The organism is Actinocrispum wychmicini (assembly GCF_004345645.1).
GTDB lineage: Bacteria > Actinomycetota > Actinomycetes > Mycobacteriales > Pseudonocardiaceae > Kibdelosporangium > Kibdelosporangium wychmicini.
The window spans coordinates 271,092-287,356 of record NZ_SLWS01000001.1 but is presented as its reverse complement, the minus strand read 5'-3'; the positions used below and the strand labels follow the sequence as shown (position 1 = coordinate 287,356).

General features: G+C 70.3%; 15 protein-coding genes. 11 read left to right on the top strand and 4 right to left on the bottom strand.

The features are described from left to right. The first annotated feature begins 62 nt into the window (after positions 1-62). The 8 genes from EV192_RS01465 (at position 63) to EV192_RS01430 (ending at position 10,187) form a co-directional block, all read left to right on the top strand. Positions 63-929, top strand: a complete 867-nt coding sequence (locus EV192_RS01465) for a hypothetical protein (RefSeq protein ID WP_279492634.1) — start codon at positions 63-65, stop codon at positions 927-929. Further along, a complete protein-coding gene (locus EV192_RS01460) occupies positions 926-2,095 on the top strand; it encodes a fumarylacetoacetate hydrolase family protein (protein WP_132110327.1) in 1,170 nt (389 codons plus the stop codon). Before EV192_RS01465 ends, EV192_RS01460 begins: the two co-directional genes overlap by 4 nt. Beyond that, on the top strand, positions 2,092-2,736 hold the full coding sequence (locus EV192_RS01455) for a helix-turn-helix domain-containing protein (RefSeq protein ID WP_132110325.1): 645 nt from the start codon (positions 2,092-2,094) through the stop codon (positions 2,734-2,736). The genes EV192_RS01460 and EV192_RS01455 overlap by 4 nt, the downstream gene beginning before the upstream one ends. 80 nt (positions 2,737-2,816) lie before the next feature. Next, positions 2,817-4,280, top strand: a complete 1,464-nt coding sequence (locus tag EV192_RS01450) for a cytochrome ubiquinol oxidase subunit I (protein WP_132110323.1) — start codon at positions 2,817-2,819, stop codon at positions 4,278-4,280. Between the two features lie 12 nt (positions 4,281-4,292). Further along, complete coding sequence (cydB, locus tag EV192_RS01445; RefSeq protein WP_132110321.1) at positions 4,293-5,300, top strand: cytochrome d ubiquinol oxidase subunit II; 1,008 nt, start codon at positions 4,293-4,295, stop codon at positions 5,298-5,300. Then, positions 5,297-8,440, top strand: a complete 3,144-nt coding sequence (cydD, locus tag EV192_RS01440) for a thiol reductant ABC exporter subunit CydD (protein WP_132110319.1) — start codon at positions 5,297-5,299, stop codon at positions 8,438-8,440. Before cydB ends, cydD begins: the two co-directional genes overlap by 4 nt. 14 nt (positions 8,441-8,454) lie before the next feature. Next, complete coding sequence (locus EV192_RS01435) at positions 8,455-9,579, top strand: GAF domain-containing sensor histidine kinase (protein ID WP_132110317.1); 1,125 nt, start codon at positions 8,455-8,457, stop codon at positions 9,577-9,579. Positions 9,580-9,677: 98 nt separating this feature from the next. Next, entirely contained in the window at positions 9,678-10,187 is a 510-nt protein-coding gene (locus EV192_RS01430) for a hypothetical protein (protein WP_132110315.1), read from the top strand. On the opposite strand, the gene EV192_RS01425 is transcribed toward EV192_RS01430, so the two are convergent. Both EV192_RS01425 and coaA read right to left on the bottom strand, forming a co-directional pair. Next, on the bottom strand, positions 10,176-10,808 hold the full coding sequence (locus EV192_RS01425) for a response regulator (protein ID WP_132110313.1): 633 nt from the start codon (positions 10,806-10,808) through the stop codon (positions 10,176-10,178). The genes EV192_RS01430 and EV192_RS01425 overlap by 12 nt on opposite strands. Positions 10,809-10,818: 10 nt before the next feature. Beyond that, positions 10,819-11,742, bottom strand: coding sequence for a type I pantothenate kinase (gene coaA, locus EV192_RS01420; protein ID WP_132110311.1), 924 nt, complete (start codon positions 11,740-11,742; stop codon positions 10,819-10,821). Between the two features lie 69 nt (positions 11,743-11,811). Here coaA and EV192_RS01415 point away from each other — a divergent pair, with 69 nt between their 5' ends. Then, a complete protein-coding gene (locus EV192_RS01415; protein ID WP_243726563.1) occupies positions 11,812-12,297 on the top strand; it encodes a GNAT family N-acetyltransferase in 486 nt (161 codons plus the stop codon). Here EV192_RS01415 and EV192_RS01410 read toward each other — a convergent pair. Next, complete coding sequence (locus EV192_RS01410) at positions 12,286-12,882, bottom strand: macro domain-containing protein (RefSeq protein ID WP_424923327.1); 597 nt, start codon at positions 12,880-12,882, stop codon at positions 12,286-12,288. The two genes, EV192_RS01415 and EV192_RS01410, sit on opposite strands and share 12 nt — an antisense overlap. A gap of 64 nt (positions 12,883-12,946) precedes the next feature. Between EV192_RS01410 and pheA the strand changes: the two genes are divergently transcribed. Together pheA and EV192_RS01400 are read left to right on the top strand one after the other, a co-directional pair. After that, complete coding sequence (gene pheA, locus EV192_RS01405) at positions 12,947-13,855, top strand: prephenate dehydratase (protein WP_132110307.1); 909 nt, start codon at positions 12,947-12,949, stop codon at positions 13,853-13,855. Continuing rightward, the gene (locus tag EV192_RS01400) at positions 13,852-14,472 is read left to right on the top strand and encodes a histidine phosphatase family protein (protein ID WP_132110305.1); all 621 of its coding nucleotides are present in this window, start codon (positions 13,852-13,854) and stop codon (positions 14,470-14,472) included. The genes pheA and EV192_RS01400 overlap by 4 nt, the downstream gene beginning before the upstream one ends. Here EV192_RS01400 and EV192_RS01395 read toward each other — a convergent pair. After that, positions 14,469-16,220 (bottom strand): phosphocholine-specific phospholipase C, encoded by a 1,752-nt coding sequence (locus EV192_RS01395; RefSeq protein ID WP_132110303.1) that lies wholly within the window; start codon positions 16,218-16,220, stop codon positions 14,469-14,471. The genes EV192_RS01400 and EV192_RS01395 overlap by 4 nt on opposite strands. Between the last annotated feature and the right edge of the window lie 45 nt (positions 16,221-16,265).

The following is a 16,265-nucleotide window of genomic DNA, read 5'->3' as shown; positions in this document are numbered from 1 at the left end:
GGATTGTGTCCGATAGGCGGACATCTTTGTTCGGTTCCGGGTACGCTACTAGCGTGTCAGCCGTGTCAAGCGCAGTCGAACTCCCGCCGCCCGGCCCTCGAGGTGTTCCGCCCCTGCTCGCGAGGCTTGTGGACGACGCAGCCCTGTTCCCTCCCGGCAACGCGCCCATGCCGGACGCGATCGCCGCGCACCTGGCCGCGCGCACAGGCAACCGGGCCGGGGTGATGGGCCTCTTCCTGTGTCCCGCGTCCCGCCTGCCCGAGTTGATCACCGAACTGATCAAGGCCAAGCCGGTCAAACCGGTCGCCCTGTCGCTGGTGATCGACACCGGCCTTGGCGGCGTTCCCAAGGCGTTGTCGATCATCGAGTCCCGGACCGAGCTGCTCGCCCTGCGGATGGTCGAGATGCCCGCCCCGTCCGATGTGGACGACCAGTGGCTCGAGCGGGTCTCCGAGTTCGTACCCGAGGACGTGATCCGGGTGATCGAGCCCCGCCGCGGCGGCAAGGACTGGCTGGACAGCATCCACAAGGTGGCCGAGCACGGCAGCTGGCCGAAGCTGCGCTGCGGCGGGCTGTCCCAGCAGGCGTTCCCGAGCGTGGACGAGATCGCGGACTTTCTCGCGGTGGTGGCCGGCGGCGGCACGTCCTTCAAGGCCACGGCCGGCCTGCACAACGCCGTCCGGCACACGGACGACGAGACCGGGTTCACCCACCACGGGTTCGTGAACCTGCTCGTCGCCACCGCGCGCTCGCTGGCCGGCGGGGACGTCCGTGAGGCCCTCGGCAGCACGGACGCCGACGGCCTCGCCAAGGAGGCCGGGCAGCTCAACGAGGCCGCGTCGCACGCCGTTCGCGGCGTGTTCGCGTCCTACGGCTCGTGCTCGTTGGCCGAGCCCATCGCCGACCTGGAAGAACTGGGGTTGCTGTGACGTGGATCGAGGACGCGGGGTTCCGTGACGATCAGCCGTTCGGCCCGCAGACGCTGCCGTACGGCGTGATCGACGGCCAGGTCGCGGTCCGGGTGGGCGACCAGGCGCTGCCGCTGCGGCCGATCGCGGCCTCGTTCGGCGGCCTCGCCGACGTGGTCTCGGCCACCTCGCTCGACCCGCTGCTGGCCGCCGGCCGTTCCGTGTGGACGGAGCTGCGTGCCCGGCTGGTGGAGCTGGTGAACGGCCCGGCCGCGCCGAACGGCGCCACGCTGGTGCCGCTGGCCGGGGCCATGCTGCCGTTCACCGTTGCCGACTACGTGGACTTCTACTCCTCGAAACACCACGCGGAGAACGCCGGCCGGATCTTCCGGCCGAACGACGAGCCGCTGCTGCCGAACTGGACGCATCTGCCTGTCGGATACCACGGTCGCGCCGGCACGGTCGTGGTCTCCGGGACGCCGGTCGTCCGGCCGAACGGGCAGCGACGCGGCTCGACCGGGCCTGTCTTCGGGCCGTCGACGAAGCTGGACATCGAGGCCGAGATCGGGTTCGTGTGCGGCGGTCCGGTCACCGCGCGGGTGTCCACGTCCGCCGCCGCGGACCACGTTTTCGGCGTGGTCCTGGTGAACGACTGGTCGGCCCGTGACATCCAGGGGTGGGAGTCGCAGCCGCTCGGCCCGTTCCTCGGCAAGTCCTTCGCCACCTCGGTCTCGGCCTGGATCACGCCGTTGGAGGCGTTGGCCGCCGCGCGCGTGCGCCCGCCCGCGCACCCGGTGCTGGACTACCTGGCCGAGGACCAGCCGTGGGGCCTGGACCTGCTGCTGGAGATCGACTGGAACGGCTCGATCGTGTCCCGGCCGCGGTTCGCCGAGATGTACTACTCGTTCGCCCAGCAGTTGGCGCACATGACGGTCAACGGCGCCACGGTCCGTCCCGGCGACCTGTTCGCGTCCGGGACGGTCTCCGGACCGGAACGCGACCAGCTCGGCTGCTTCCTGGAGATGAGCTGGGGCGGCCGGGACAAGATCGCGTTGGCCGACGGTCAACAGCGGACGTTCCTCGAGGACGACGACACCGTCCGGATCACCGCGACCGCGCCCGGCCCGAACGGTTCCGTGGTCGGCGTCGCCGAGGTGGTCGGCACGGTTCACCCGGCCCTGCCGTGACGACTGCGCACGGCAACAAGGAGAGCTCGCTGACACTTGACCGCGGGTTGTCCTTGTTGCAGGCCGTCGCCGACTCGGAGTCGGAGGCGCCGACCATCAGCGACCTGGCGGCCGCGATCGGCGCGAGCCGCGCCGCGGTCTACCGGTTACTGGTGCCGTTGCAGGCCCGCGGACTTGTCCGCAGGGAAGGGTCCCGGGTCCGGCTGGGCCTAGGACTGCTGCGGCTGTCCGCGCGGGTGCTCCCGCAGTTGCGGCACGCCGCGTTGCCGGCGTTGCGGGAGCTGGCCGAGTCCATCGGCGCGACCTCGCACCTGACGGTCGCGGACGGCGACGAGGCTCAGGCCGTGGCCGTCGTCGAACCCTCGTGGACCGCATATCATGTCGCATATCGGGTTGGAACCCGTCATTCTTTGCGCAAAGGCGCGGCTGGAAAGGCGATTCTCCTGTCCTGCGACGGTCCGGAGTGGGTCACCACCGCCGGCGAACTCCAGGCCGGCGCCTTCGGAATCGCGGCGCCCGTGCTCGGTGTGGCCGGGCTACGGGCCAGCGTCGGCGTGGTGACCTTCGAACGCCTGCACGCCGAGGTGGTCGGGCCGCAGGTGGTCCGGACCGCCGCCGAAGTGGCCGACGCCCTGCGTTAGCCGTCAGCGGGACCTAGGTCCCGGCAAGTGGGGACTCGCGTACCAGGCGCGGTCCCCGCGCATGCCGCAGCATGTGTCATGTGGACGTTCTTGACCTGGCCCGTTGGCAGTTCGGGATCACCACCGTCTATCACTTCCTGATGGTGCCGTTGACCATCGGACTGGCGGTGCTGGTCGCGGCGATGCAGACGGCGTGGGTTCGCACCGGGCATCAGAAGTACTTCGCGATGACCAAGTTCTGGGGCAAGTTGATGATGGTCAACTTCGCGATGGGCGTGGTCACCGGGATCGTCCAGGAGTTCCAGTTCGGGATGTCCTGGAGCGCTTACTCGAAGTTCGTCGGGGACGCGTTCGGCGCGCCGCTGGCGATGGAGGGCCTGGTCGCGTTCTTCGTCGAGTCGACGTTCCTCGGCCTGTGGATCTTCGGCTGGGACCGGTTGCCCAAGAAGGTGCACCTGGCGTGCGCCTGGGCGTTCTCGCTGGCCACGATCGCCTCGGCGTACTTCATCCTGGCGGCCAACTCGTGGATGCAGCACCCGGTCGGGGTGTCGCTTGTGGACGGCAAGCCGCAGCTGACGTCGATCTGGGCGCTGCTGACCAACAACACCGCGCTGGCCGCGATCCCGCACACCGTCGCCGGGTGCTTCGCGGTCGCCGGCGCGTTCCTCGTCGGCATCGCGATCTGGCACCTGACCAAGCGGAAGGCCGACCGGGAGGTGTGGCGGGCGTCGCTGAAAGTGGGCGGCTGGGTGAGCATGGTCGCGTTCGCCGCGCTCGCGATCACCGGCGACATGCAGGGCAAGCTCATGTTCCAGCAGCAGCCGATGAAGATGGCCGCGGCCGAGGCGTTGTGCCACAGCGAACAGCCGGCCGGGTTCTCCATCTTCGCCTACGGCGACGTGCAACGGCCGGACTGCGAGAACGTCAAGTCGTTCACGTTGCCCACGTTGCTGTCGTTCCTGGCGCACAACGACTTCTCCAGCGAGGTCAAGGGCATCAACGACCTGGTCGGCGAGTACCGGGCGAAGTACGGCGAGAACTACCCGGTCGACCCGCAGTTGGGCGAGCTGTCCGGCAAGCCGATCGACTACGTGCCCAACCTGCCCGTCACCTACTGGGGGTTCCGGCTGATGATCGGCCTCGGCGCGCTCGCCGCCGCCGCGTCCGCGCTGGCCTTGTGGCTGACCAGGAAGGGACGAATGCCGTCGGGCCGGTGGTTCCGGTGGGCGGCCCTGGCCGGGATCGCCCTGCCATTCCTGGCCAACAGCGCCGGGTGGATCTTCACCGAGCAGGGCCGGCAGCCGTTCGTGGTGGTGCCGAACCCGACCGGGGTGGACGGGGTGTGGATGTTCACCGCGCAGGGCGTCTCCGGGCTGACCACCGGCGAGATCCTGACCTCGCTGATCACGTTGACCACCGTCTACGGCGTGCTGGCGGTGCTGGAGTTCTTCCTGCTCAGGAGATACGCCCGCGCGGGCATAGCGGGTGTGCTGCCGGCAGGAGAGAAAACGGCCGGCCAGGACGAACTGGCGTTCGCGTACTAGGGAGGTGGCCCAATGGATCTCGCACTCGTCTGGTTTCTCATCATCGCCTTCTTCTGGCTCGGGTACCTGTTCCTCGAGGGCTTCGACTTCGGCGTCGGCATGCTGCTGCCGGTGCTCGGCCGGGACGACACCGAACGCCGGGTCATGGTCAACACGATCGGACCGGTCTGGGACGGCAACGAGGTCTGGCTGATCGTGGCGGTCGGCGCCACTTTCGCGGCCTTCCCCGGGTGGTACGCGACCCTGCTCAGTTCGGCTTTCCTGCCGTTGCTGGCGGTGCTCGTCGGGCTGATCGGGCGGGGTGTGGCGTTCGAGTACCGCGGGAAGGTGGATTCCGCGCGGTGGCGGCGGAACTGGGACCGGGTGATCGTCGCCGGGTCGCTGCTGCCCGCGCTCGGTGTCGGCCTGCTGTTGTCGTGGAACGTGTTGGGCCTGCCGATCGACGCGGCCGGGCACCGGGTCGGCGGTCCGTTCGCCGGCCTGGGGTGGGAGACGGCGGTGGGGGCGTTGGCGATCGTCGGGTACTCGGTCGTGCACGGCGCCGTGTTCATCGCGTTGAAGACGTCGGGGGAGATCAGGCGGCGGGCCCGGCTGGTGGGGTTGAAAGCGGGGCCGGTCGCGCTGTTGCCGTTGCTCGCGCTACTGCTCGTCGTCCAACTGCGCGTTGGCTCTGGTTGGACGTGGATCGCGCTGGCGGTGGCGGTGGTAGCGGCGGTTTCCGCGTTGGTCCGGCTCGCGGCCGGCCATGAGGGGCAGGCGTTCGCGTTGATGGGCGTGACCATCGTCGGGGCGGTGGTGACGTTGTTCGGCGCGCTGTACCCGGACGTCCTTCCGTCCACTGTGGATCCGGCGTACTCGTTGACGATCGCCGGCACGGCGTCGAACCCGTACACGTTGAAGGTCATGACGTGGATCGGCGGGCTCGGCGCGCCCGCGGTCCTGGTCTACCAGGGCTGGACGTACTGGGTGTTCCGCAAGCGGATCGCCACCGAGCACATCCCGCGAGTGCACGTCCCATGAGCTCTCCCAGCCGGGGAACACCCGCCCTGAACCGGCCAGGGAGCGGCCCGCTCGGCGCGCTGCCATCCGGTGCGCGCCGAGCGTTGGCCACCTGTGTCCTGCTGTCGTTCCTGACAGCGATGGCGCTGGTGGCGCAGGCTTGGTCGTTGTCGTCGGCGCTGACCGGCCACGGGATGTTGTGGGTGCTCGCGGTGGCGGTCGTCGCGCGGGCGCTGTTGGGGTGGGCGACCCAGGTCGTGGCGGCTCGGGCGGCGGCCGGAGCCAAGGAGGAACTTCGGGCGTCGGTCGTGTCCACTGCCATGGACTGTGGCCCGGAGTGGATCACCGAGCAGGGGCCGGCGTCGCTGACGGTCTTGGCCACCAAGGGGTTGGACGCGCTCGACGGGTACTTCACGAGCTACCTGCCGGCTCTGGTGAACGCGGCTGTCGTGCCCGTTTCGGTCGGCGCGGCGGTGTTGTTCGCGGACTGGCCGTCGGCGGTCGTGGTCGCGGTGACCCTGCCGCTGGTGCCGGTGTTCGCGATCCTGATCGGGCTGTGGACCAAGACCCGAGTGGCCGAGGCGGCGGACGCGTCCGCACGGCTGTCCGCGCACATGCTTGAACTGATCCGTGCTTTGCCTGTGCTGACGGCGTTCCGGCGCGCTTCCGCGCAAGCCGCCGCGGTTCGCCGGGTGTCCGACCAGCACCGCAGGACGACGTTGTCGACCCTGCGGGCGGCATTCGCCTCCGCGCTGGTGCTGGAGTTGGTGGCGACGCTGTCGGTGGCCGTGATCGCGGTGATCATCGGTGTCCGGCTGGTCTCCGGCGAGTTGACGTTGTCGGTCGGGCTGTTCGTCCTCATTCTCGCGCCGGAGTGCTACTTCCCGTTGCGCGCCGCCGGAGCCGCGCACCACGCGAGCGAGGACGGCCTTGAGGCCGTTCGCCGAGTGCACGGCCTCCTCGGGCCTCGGCGGCCTGTCGACTCGCGATATCAGCCGGGCGAGCAGGTGTCCGTGCGGGTCAAGGAACTGCGGGTGGCTCGGCGGGCGGGGTTCGCGCCGGACGGGATCTCGTTCGAGCTGCGTCCCGGTGAGCTGGTGCGGCTGGATAGCGCCAGCGGGTCGGGGAAGTCGACCACGATCGCCGCGCTGCTCGGGTTCGTGCGGCCGGACGCCGGGTCGATCGAGATCGACGGCTGTGCCGACGACGAGGCGTGGCGGCGGATCGTGGCGTGGGTCCCGCAGCGACCCGCGTTCGCCTGCGAGACCGTGGCGGACGAGCTGCGACTGGCGGTGAGCGACCGGAACGTGCCGCCGACAGTCCCAGAACTGCGCGAGGTCGCTGACCTGGCTGTCGCGGGCCATCTGCTGGAACGACGCGTCATCGAACTGTCCACGGGGGAGCGGCAGCGGGTCGCCATCGCCCGAGCGTTGCTGCGGGTCCGGCGGGGCGCGCGCGTGCTGCTGTTGGACGAGCCGACGGCCCAGCTCGACAGTGCCACCGCCGGCCGGGTGATGGCGGCGATCCACCAGGTTCGCGACGACGGTGTGGCTGTTCTGCTTGCCACCCACCGGAAGACGGCCGTGACCCAGGAGGCGCCCGAACCGGTCGCCGTGGCAACGTCCACTATGGACTCAAGCGGGACGACGGCCAAGCCGCGGCTGACCCGGCGGATGGTGTTCGGCGCGCTGCTCGGGGCGTTCGCGCTGGCCAGCGGCGTGGCGTTGACGGCGACCTCGGCGTGGCTGATCGCGAAAGCCGCGGAACAGCCGCCGATCCTCACGTTGTCCGTGGCGATCGTGGGTGTGCGCACGTTCGGCCTGGCCAGGGCCGGCCTGCGATACGCCGAACGACTCGTCACGCACGACGCGGCCTTCCGGGCGGCCATCGACCTGCGGGTGCGGCTGTGGGACCGGCTGGTCGCCCTCGGGCCCGCCAGGACCGCCGGCATGGCCCGCGGTGAGGGGCTGCGGAAGCTGGTCGACGACGTGGACACGGTCCGGGACCTCACCCCGCGTGTCCTCGTTCCGCCGCTGGTCGCGGCGGTCGTCTGCGGTATCGCGGTGACGATTCAGGCCGTGATCTCACCCGTTGCCGGGCTTGCTCTCGCGGTCGCGGTGCTGCTCGGCGGAATCGGGGCGCCGTGGCTCGCGCGGACGTTGGAACACCGGGCGACGCTGGCGCTCGCGGAGAACCGACGGCAGATCGCGGCGACGATCCTCGCTCTGCTGGAGGCTGCGCCGGAACTCATCGTGTTCGGCGCCGACAGGCAGTGGCGTGCGGACATCGAAGCCCAGGACGCGGAGTTGACCGCGCGGGCCCGGCGACAGGCGTTCGGGGCGGGCGCCGCGACGGCGTTGATCACGCTCGTCACTGGTGCGGCCGCAGTGGTGGGCGCGGCGAGCGGGAACCCCGTGCTCGCTCTCGTGCCGTTGGCGCTGGTCGAGGTTCTCGCCATGCTCCCGCCAGCCACGCAGCACAGAGCCGCCTTGTATACGGCGTACACACGACTGGGGACCCTGCTCGACGAGACGCTCGAACCACATGGGCAGCCCAACCGCGGCGTCGGCATCAGCCTGAAGAACGTGGACGTCCGCTGGCCCGGCGCGGTCGAGCCGAGCCTGCGGGACGTCACGCTGGACATCCCGGCCGGGGCGCACGTGGCCGTCCTGGGGCCGTCGGGGGCCGGCAAGTCCACGTTGCTGGCGCTGCTGCTGGGGTTCCTGCCGGCCGAACGCGGCGTGGCCCAGGTCCCCGAACGCGTGGCGTGGTGCCCACAGGAGCCGCAGCTCGTCTCCACGACCATCCGGGAGAACCTCCGGCTGGGCGACCCGCACGCCTGTGACGAACAACTCGCCGACGCGTTGACCAGGGCCGGACTGGGGCGGTGGCGGAGCCGGCTGGGCGAGCGGGTCGGCCCGGTCTCCGGCGGCGAGGCCGACCGGCTGGCCCTGGCCAGGGCCCTCGTCGCCGTCCCGCACTCGGACCTGGTCGTGCTGGACGAACCCACCGCGCACCTGGACGTCGGCACGGCCAGGACCGTGCTGGCGGGCCTGGCCGAGTCGTTGCGGGGCCGGACGCTGATCCACGTCACGCACCGGCCCGAGGAAGCGGTCGAAGCGGACATGGTGATCCGCGTGGCGCAAGGGCGGGTGGCATAGCCTTGTTGTCACTCATGGATCCGACACTTGCCGCGCGGGCGCTGTCCGCGTCCACCGAGATCGCGACGGCTGCGCTGTCCGGCGACGACCCGGAATCGGTGCTCAGCCGCGTCGTGGCGTGCGCGGCCGAACTCGCCGAAGCCGACCTGGGCCTGGTGATGGCCCGCGAGGAGGACGGCAGGCTCACCATCGAGGCCGCCCACGGCCACGCCGGCGAGAGCCCGGTCGGCCTGGTGCTGTCGCCGCGGTCGTCGGCCGCTCGGGTGGCCCGCAGTGGCATCCCAGTGGTCGTGGACGACCTGACCACGGACCCGCGGACGTCTCCGTTCGTCCCGAAGGATCTCTGGGCGTACGGGCCGTTCGCGGCCGCGCCCTTCGGCACCCGGGAACGCCGGCTCGGGGCGTTGACGGTCTACCGAAAGAAAGGCGCGCAACCGTTTGCGCCCGTGACCGTCGACGTCCTCACCGCGTTCGCCGCCCAGGCCGGCCTGGTGCTGGTGCTGGCCGAAGGCTCGAACGCCCGGCAGCGGATCGCGATCTTCGAGGAGCGCGAGCGAATCGCCCGCAACCTGCACGACGTCGTCGTCCAACGGCTCTACGGCGCCGGGATGCAGCTCGACCTGCTCGCCCGCCGGCCGGCGAAACGCCTGGCCAAAACCGACGCGGCCCGGTTGGCGGACGCGGTGGACCAGCTCGACACGACCATCGCCGAAGTCCGCGCCACGGTCCGGGCCCTGCGCAACCCCGACCCCACCGAACCCTCGGACCTGGCCGAGTCGGTGCGTTCCGAGGTGGACACCGCCGGCGAACTGCTCGGCTTCCAGCCCAAACTCGACGTGGCCGGCGACCTGAGCGCGGTCCCGAGCCACCTGGCCGATCACACCAGGGCCGCGCTCCGCGAGGCGCTGTCCAACGTGGTCCGGCACTCCGGGGCCAGCTGGGTCACGGTCCGCCTGCTGGTGGACGCCAAGAAACTCGAGCTCGACGTGATCGACAACGGCTGCGGCATCCCGCCCGGGGTGAGCCGGCGCGGGCTCAAGCACCTGGAGGAGCGCGCCGAGGACGCCGGCGGCCACTGCGAGGTCCGCTCGTCCGCGCGCGCCGGCACGACGGTCGTCTGGAAGGTCCCGTTGCGCTAAATCGATGCCCCACGGGCCGGGAAACCGTCGTACGCTTCTTCCTCATGGATGCTGCCGGAAGGCGCAGATCTAGGCACACGGGTCGATACACCATCCACTTGAGCGTCGGGCTTGGTCTGGCCGTGGGCGTCTTCTTCGGCGTCAGGCAGGGCAATCCCATCGCCGCGGTCATGTACGGACTGCAGGCGACCACCACGTCCCTGATCGCGATGCTGGGGCTTCGGCCGTTGCCGGTGAACTACCCGGCCGTGCGGACGTTCCGCCAAACGGACCGGCGGGCAGCCTGGAAGGTCGTGCGCGTGGGCGGCCTGGCCGAACCGCGGCTCGCGCCCGTCGTGGTGACCATGGCCGAGACGTACCTGAAGACGGACCTGCCGCCCGCCTGGCTCGCCCGAGCCGTCACTGTCGTGGCGACGGTCTTCGGTGGCGTCTCGTTGATCCTGGGTGCCTCGGCCGACGACAGGTTCTACCTGATGGCGGTGTTCAGCGTGCTGCTCGGCGTGGTGCTGTCGATCACGCCGGTCACCAGCGTCACGTACCGGGCGAACGCCGAACTGGCCGCGAGGGCCGCTCGGGCGCAGCTGACGGAGGGCGCGCTAGCGCGTTGACCGTCGGGCGACCCACGCGGCGGCCTGGGTGCGGCGTTCCATGTTGAGTTTCGCCAGCACCGAGGTCACGTAGTTCTTCACGGTCTTCTCCGCGAGGAACAGGCGTTCGGCGATCTGCCTGTTCGTCAGGCCCTCGCCGATCAGTTCGAGGACCTTGCGTTCGCGGTCGGTCAACGAGTTCAACTCGTCCGAGTCGGCCGCGCGACGCATGCGTTCAAGCACTCGCGCGGTGGTGACGGGGTCCAGCAACGACCGCCCCGCCGCCACTTCGTGCACGGCCGTCACGAGGTCCTGGCCGCGCACCTGCTTGAGCAGATACCCGGACGCGCCCGCCATGATCGCGCCGACCAACGCCTCTTCGTCGTCGAACGCCGTCAGCACCAGGCACCGGGGGCCGTCCGGCAGCGCGCGCAGCGTCCGGCACAGCTCCACGCCGTCGCCGTCCGGCAGCCGGACGTCCACGATCGCCACGTCCGGCTTGGCCGCCGTGGCCCGCACCAGCGCCTCGCCCACGCTGCCCGCCTCGGCCACGACCTGGATGTCGTCGTTGCCGTCCAGCAGGTCACGCAGGCCGCGGCGGACGACCTCGTGGTCGTCGACCAGCAGCAACCGGACAGCCATGGCAACCAGCCTAGAGCTTCCGCAGCCGGACCCGGCACACGCTGTGATCAGGGGCCTTGCGCAGCACCAGGGTGGCCCGTGGCTTGGTGGGCAGGATGTTCTGCACCAGGTTGGGCTCGTTGATCTGGGTCCACAGCTGCATGGCCTCCACGCGTGCCTCCGCGTCCGACAGGGACGCGTAGTGGTGGAAGTGCGACTCGGGGTTGGCGAACGCGGTGTGCCGCAGGGTGAGGAACCGTTCCACGTACCAGCGGGCCACGTCCTCGGTGTGCGCGTCCACGAAGATCGAGAAGTCGAACAGGTCCGCCACGTGCAGCCGCGGCCCCGGCTGCAGCACGTTCAGCCCCTCCACGATGAGGATGTCCGGCCGCCGGACGACCTGCTCCTCACCAGGCACGATGTCGTACAGCAGGTGCGAGTAGACGGGCGCGCGGACCTCGGGCGCACCGGACTTCACCTCGGACACGAACCGGAGCAACGCCCTGCGGTCGTAGCTTTCCGGGAATCCCTTGCGGTGCATGATGCCCCTGCGCATCAGCTCGGCGCGCGGCAACAGGAACCCGTCCGTCGTGACGAGGTCCACCTGCGGGTGATCCGGCCAACGAGCCAGCAGTGCGCGCAGGACACGCGCGGTCGTGGACTTGCCCACGGCGACGCTACCCGCGACACCGATGATGAACGGGACCTTCTCCTTCTCACCCAGGAAGGTCGCGATCGCGTCGCTGAGCCGTTGTCTGGCGGCGACCTGCAGGTTGATCAGCCGCGACAGCGGCAGGTAGACCTCGGCCACCTCACCGAGGTCGACCGGGTCGTTCAGGCCGCGCAGCCCGGCCAGGTCGCCCGCGCTCAACGGCAAAGGGGTCGATTTGCGTAGCTCTCTCCACTGGTCCCGATGCAGCTCGACATACGGGGTCAGGTCTCGCACGCGCGCCATCGCGCCCACTCCTCGCCGAGGCAGGGAAACTTCGCCCTAACGGTAGGTGTTCACTGGCACGCTTGCGCTGTGACGAACTACACGATGCGGCCGACCGGGCCCGCCGACCAGGCGACTGTCGCCCAACTGGTGACCGAAAGCTGGGGTGCCCCAACGGTTGTCGTTGGACACGGCCGGGTCCTCGAACCGGGCCGGTTGCCCGGCCTGATCGCCGAACAGGACGGCGAGGTTGTCGGCTTGCTCACCTATTCCGTCGAGGGGACCACGGCTGAGCTGGTGACCTTCAACAGCTTCCAGGACGGGCAGGGAATCGGGACGGCGTTGCTGAACGCGATGGTCGAGCGGGTGCGTACGGAGGGCTGCGCGCGGATCATCCTGATGACGACGAACGACAACACCGACGCGATCCGGTACTACCAGCGGCGCGGTTTCCGCATGCGCGAACTGCGGGTCGGGGCGGTCGCCACGGCGCGGGCGAGCAAACCGGAGATCCCGCTGCTCGGCAACCACGGCATCCCGATCACCGACGAGCTGGAACTGGAGCTAACGCTGTGAGAACACCTCGTCCCACGCGGCCATGACCTGACGCGCGCAGGTCTCCGGGGACACGTCACCCGTACCCGTACCGAGCCCAGGTAAGCCGATGGAGTGCACGACGTCACGGATCAGCACGCCATCGTCCAGCAGACCGTTCTGCCATAGCCGGAACAGCCCCCGCGCCGCCAGGTACGGGTGCACGGTGTCCGCGGGCAGCTGTTCGCCAGGCTGCCGCATGGTCGGCGCGCTGATCAGCCACGCGGGCGCGGGCACGCCCGTCGGCACGATCAGGGCCTCACCGACCGGCAGTTCGCCGCCGTGGAACGCCAGGACGCCGCTGCGGACGGTCTGCTCGATGGTCGGGAACGCCTGGGCGTACAGCGCGTCGACGCCGCTCCGCATCCAGCCGAACGAGTTCGCCGGGCTGACCACCGCCTGCACCTGGGAGTCGAGCACCGATCCGTGGTGCACGCGGATGCCTGCGCGTCCCCGCGAGGCCGCCTCCCACGCCCGCGCCAGTGGTTCGTCCACCGCGCACAGCGCCAGCTCCGGCGCATAAGACCCCGACAAGCCCCGCGTACTTGCCTCCGATTCGGCGGTCACAAGTCCCAGCATGTCAGGCCCGGCGCGGCACCGGAACCGCCGTCGGGGGCCCTATTGTGGGGATGTGCCACGAATCGCCTACTTCGGACCGCAGGGGACGTTCACCGAGCAGGCCGCCCGAACGTTCGGTGACGCCGATCTGGTCGCGGTCGAGACCGTTCCGCTTGTGCTTGCCGCGGTCCGGTCCGGCGAGGTCGACTCCGGCTGTGTGCCGATCGAGAACTCCGTCGGCGGCGCGGTGACAGCGACGATGGACGCGCTGGCCGAGGACGAGCCGTTGATCGCCGTGGCCGAGTGTGTCCTGCCTGTGCGGTTCTCCATCCTGGTGCGGCCGGGTACGCGGGCCGAGGACGTGAAGACCGTCGCCAGCCATCCGCACGCGTTGACGCAGGTCCACGACTGGATCGCGGCGAACCTGCCGAACGCCACGCCGGTCGCTTCCACGTCCACGTCGTCCGCTGCCGTGCTGGTCCAGGACGGCGAGTTCGACGCGGCCGTGTGCGCACCGGTCGCCGTCACGCACTACTCGCTGGAGACGCTGGCCACCGACGTGGCCGACGTCGACAACGCCGTGACCCGGTTCCTGCTGGTGAGCCGGCCGACGAGGGTGCCGGAGCCGACCGGCGCGGACCGCACCTCGTTGGCGGTCGTGATCGCCCACGCCGAGCCGGGGTCGTTGGCGAGCACGCTGTCCGAACTGGCGCTGCGGGGCATCAACCTGACCCGGATCGAGTCCCGGCCGTTGCGCGGCCAGATCGGCGAATACCGGTTCTACCTGGACCTCGACGGGCACATCGGGGAGGAGCGGGTGGCTGGCGCGCTGGCCGCGCTGCACCGCAACAGCAACCAGGTCCGGTTCCTCGGCTCGTACCCGAAGGCCGACCAGTCGCCGTCGGTTCCGTCGGCGAAGAACACCGACGACGACTACCAGGCCGCCCGTGACTGGGTGCGGCGGATGCGGGAGGGGCGGTGAGCACGCTCCAACTGTTACTGGTCCGGCACGGCCAGACCTCGGCGAACGTGATCCGCGCACTGGATTCCAAGCCCCCAGGGGCGCCGCTGACCGATGAAGGCCACGCTCAGGCCGCGAAGGTCGCGGCGCGCCTGTCCACCTCGCCCGTCGTCGCGGTGTACGCGAGCACGGCCATCCGCGCACAGGAGACCGCCGCGCACATCGCGTCCCCGCACGACCTTGAAGTGCAGGTGATGGAGGGCGTGCAGGAGGTCTTCGTCGGCGACCTTGAGGGCCGTACTGGGGAGACCGCGCTGAAGGCGTTCGTGCAGGTCTACGACCGGTGGACGGCCAACGACCTGACCGCGCGGATGCCCGGCGGCGAGGACGGCCACGAGATCAAGGCCCGGTACATGGCCGCGGTCGACGCCATCCGCGCACAGCACGTGGACGGCCTGGTCGTGCTGGTCAGCCACGGCGGCGTGATCCGGCTGGCGGCCGAGTGGCTGGCGGACAACGTCGACGGCCGGATCGCGATCACCGGCATCCTGCCCAACACCGGGCACGTGCTGCTCGAGGCCGACGGCGACACCTGGCACTGCCTGGAGTGGACCGGCCTCGAGCTGATGCACGGCTAGCCGACGAAGACGCGCCGGAACCCGGCGGGTCCGTGCACCTCGATCGAATACCTGGTGCTGGACAAGGGAATCCGAACGATCTGCAGGCCCCGCACGTCCAGGTGCTTCGGCGCGGGCAGTTCCTTGCCGTACGGGTAGATCGCGAAGTGCGCGCTCTTCGTGCCGAAGTTCCGCAATGTGACGACGAGCGTCTTCGCTTCGAGCCTCGCCCACGCCTCCAGCCGGTACGGCAGCGGACGCGACGGTCGGGTCCCCGGCTCCTGGCGCGGCAGCGAACCCTTCGCGGGCGGCTGGGCCCGCCACCGGTCGACCGGCGCGGGCACCGGGCCGGGGCGGTCGACCGACGGGCCGGGCGTCCCGCGCCGGAAGTCGAAGGTGGAGGTCAGGTCGCCGGTCACGGTCCGCCGCCAGTCGGTGATGTTCGGCTCCCGCACCCCGGTCCAGCGTTCCAGGAACTGGATGACCGACGTGTGGTCGAACGTCTCCGACGACACGAACCCGCCGACCGACCACGGCGACACGATCGTCGTCGGCACCCGGAACCCGAGGCCGATCGGCTTGCCGTCGAAGTGGTCCTCGGTGCGCGACGGCGGCGGCACGGGCGGCGGGACGTGGTCGAAGTACCCGTCGAACTCGTCGAACGTGACGATCAGGACCGTTTTCGCCCATACGTCCGGGTGCGACGCGATGGCGTCGAGCACGTCGTACATGATCTTCGCGCTGGCCGCGGGCGACGACGCGGACGGGTGCTCGGAGTCCACCGACGACGGGACCAGGTACGACACCTTCGGCAGCCGGCCGGCGGCGACGTCGGCCCGGAAGCTCGCGGCCAGCTTGCCCGGCTCGACCCGGGCGAGGCCGCGTTCGTACAGGGACCGCTCGGCCCGCGTCAGCGACTGAACGCCTTTGGCCAGGTCGGCCAGCATCTGCCGCCGAACGTCCGGCGTGGCCTCGGCGAGCTGCGAGTAGAACGTGGTGAGGCTGCGCTGGCCGCCGGCCGGGACCAGGGCCTTGCGCATGACCGCCTTGAAGGACTGGAAGAACTCCAGGCCGTTGTCCTGGTAGTTGTCCCATTCCTGGTACGTCTTCCAGGACACGCCGGCCGCCTCCAGCCGCTCGGCGTACGTGGTCCAGTCATATCCCGGGTGGGTGTCCTCGTCGTACGCGTCGTTGCCGACGACCCGCCGGGTGGTACCTGGCTCGAAGCCGACGTTCCCGGTCCACAGGTACAGCCGGTTCGGGTTGGTGGGACCGAAGACCGAGCAGTGGTAGGCGTCGCAGAGCGTGAACGTCTCCGCCAGTTCGTACTGGAACGGGATGTCCTGCCGGTCGTAGTACGCCATGGTGGACGACGTCTTCGCCGGCACCCAGCTGTTCATCCACCCGTTCGCCCACGCCTGCTGGCCGGTCTCCCAGCTGTGGTCGAGCGAACCGAGGTACTGGATGTCGCTGTCCGGCCGGTGCGCCGCCTCGGCCGCGTTGCGCGCGGAGAACGGCCACACACCGTTCTGCTGGAACACGCCACGCAACGCCGACGGGTCGCCGAACCCGCGGACTCCGCGCAGCGTGCCGAAGTAGTTGTCGAACGACCGGTTCTCCTGCATCAGGATCACGACGTGCTTGATCGCGTCCAAGCCGCCGGGCCGTGCGGGTTCCGCGAGCGCGGCGTGGACGGACGGCGGCAGCAAGGACCCGGCGGCGATACCGCCCGAAACAGCCAGCAACCTGCGGCGGGAGAGTTCGGTCATGGTTCCGGAGCCTCCGCCATGACCACTGGGCGCACCACCCGCCGA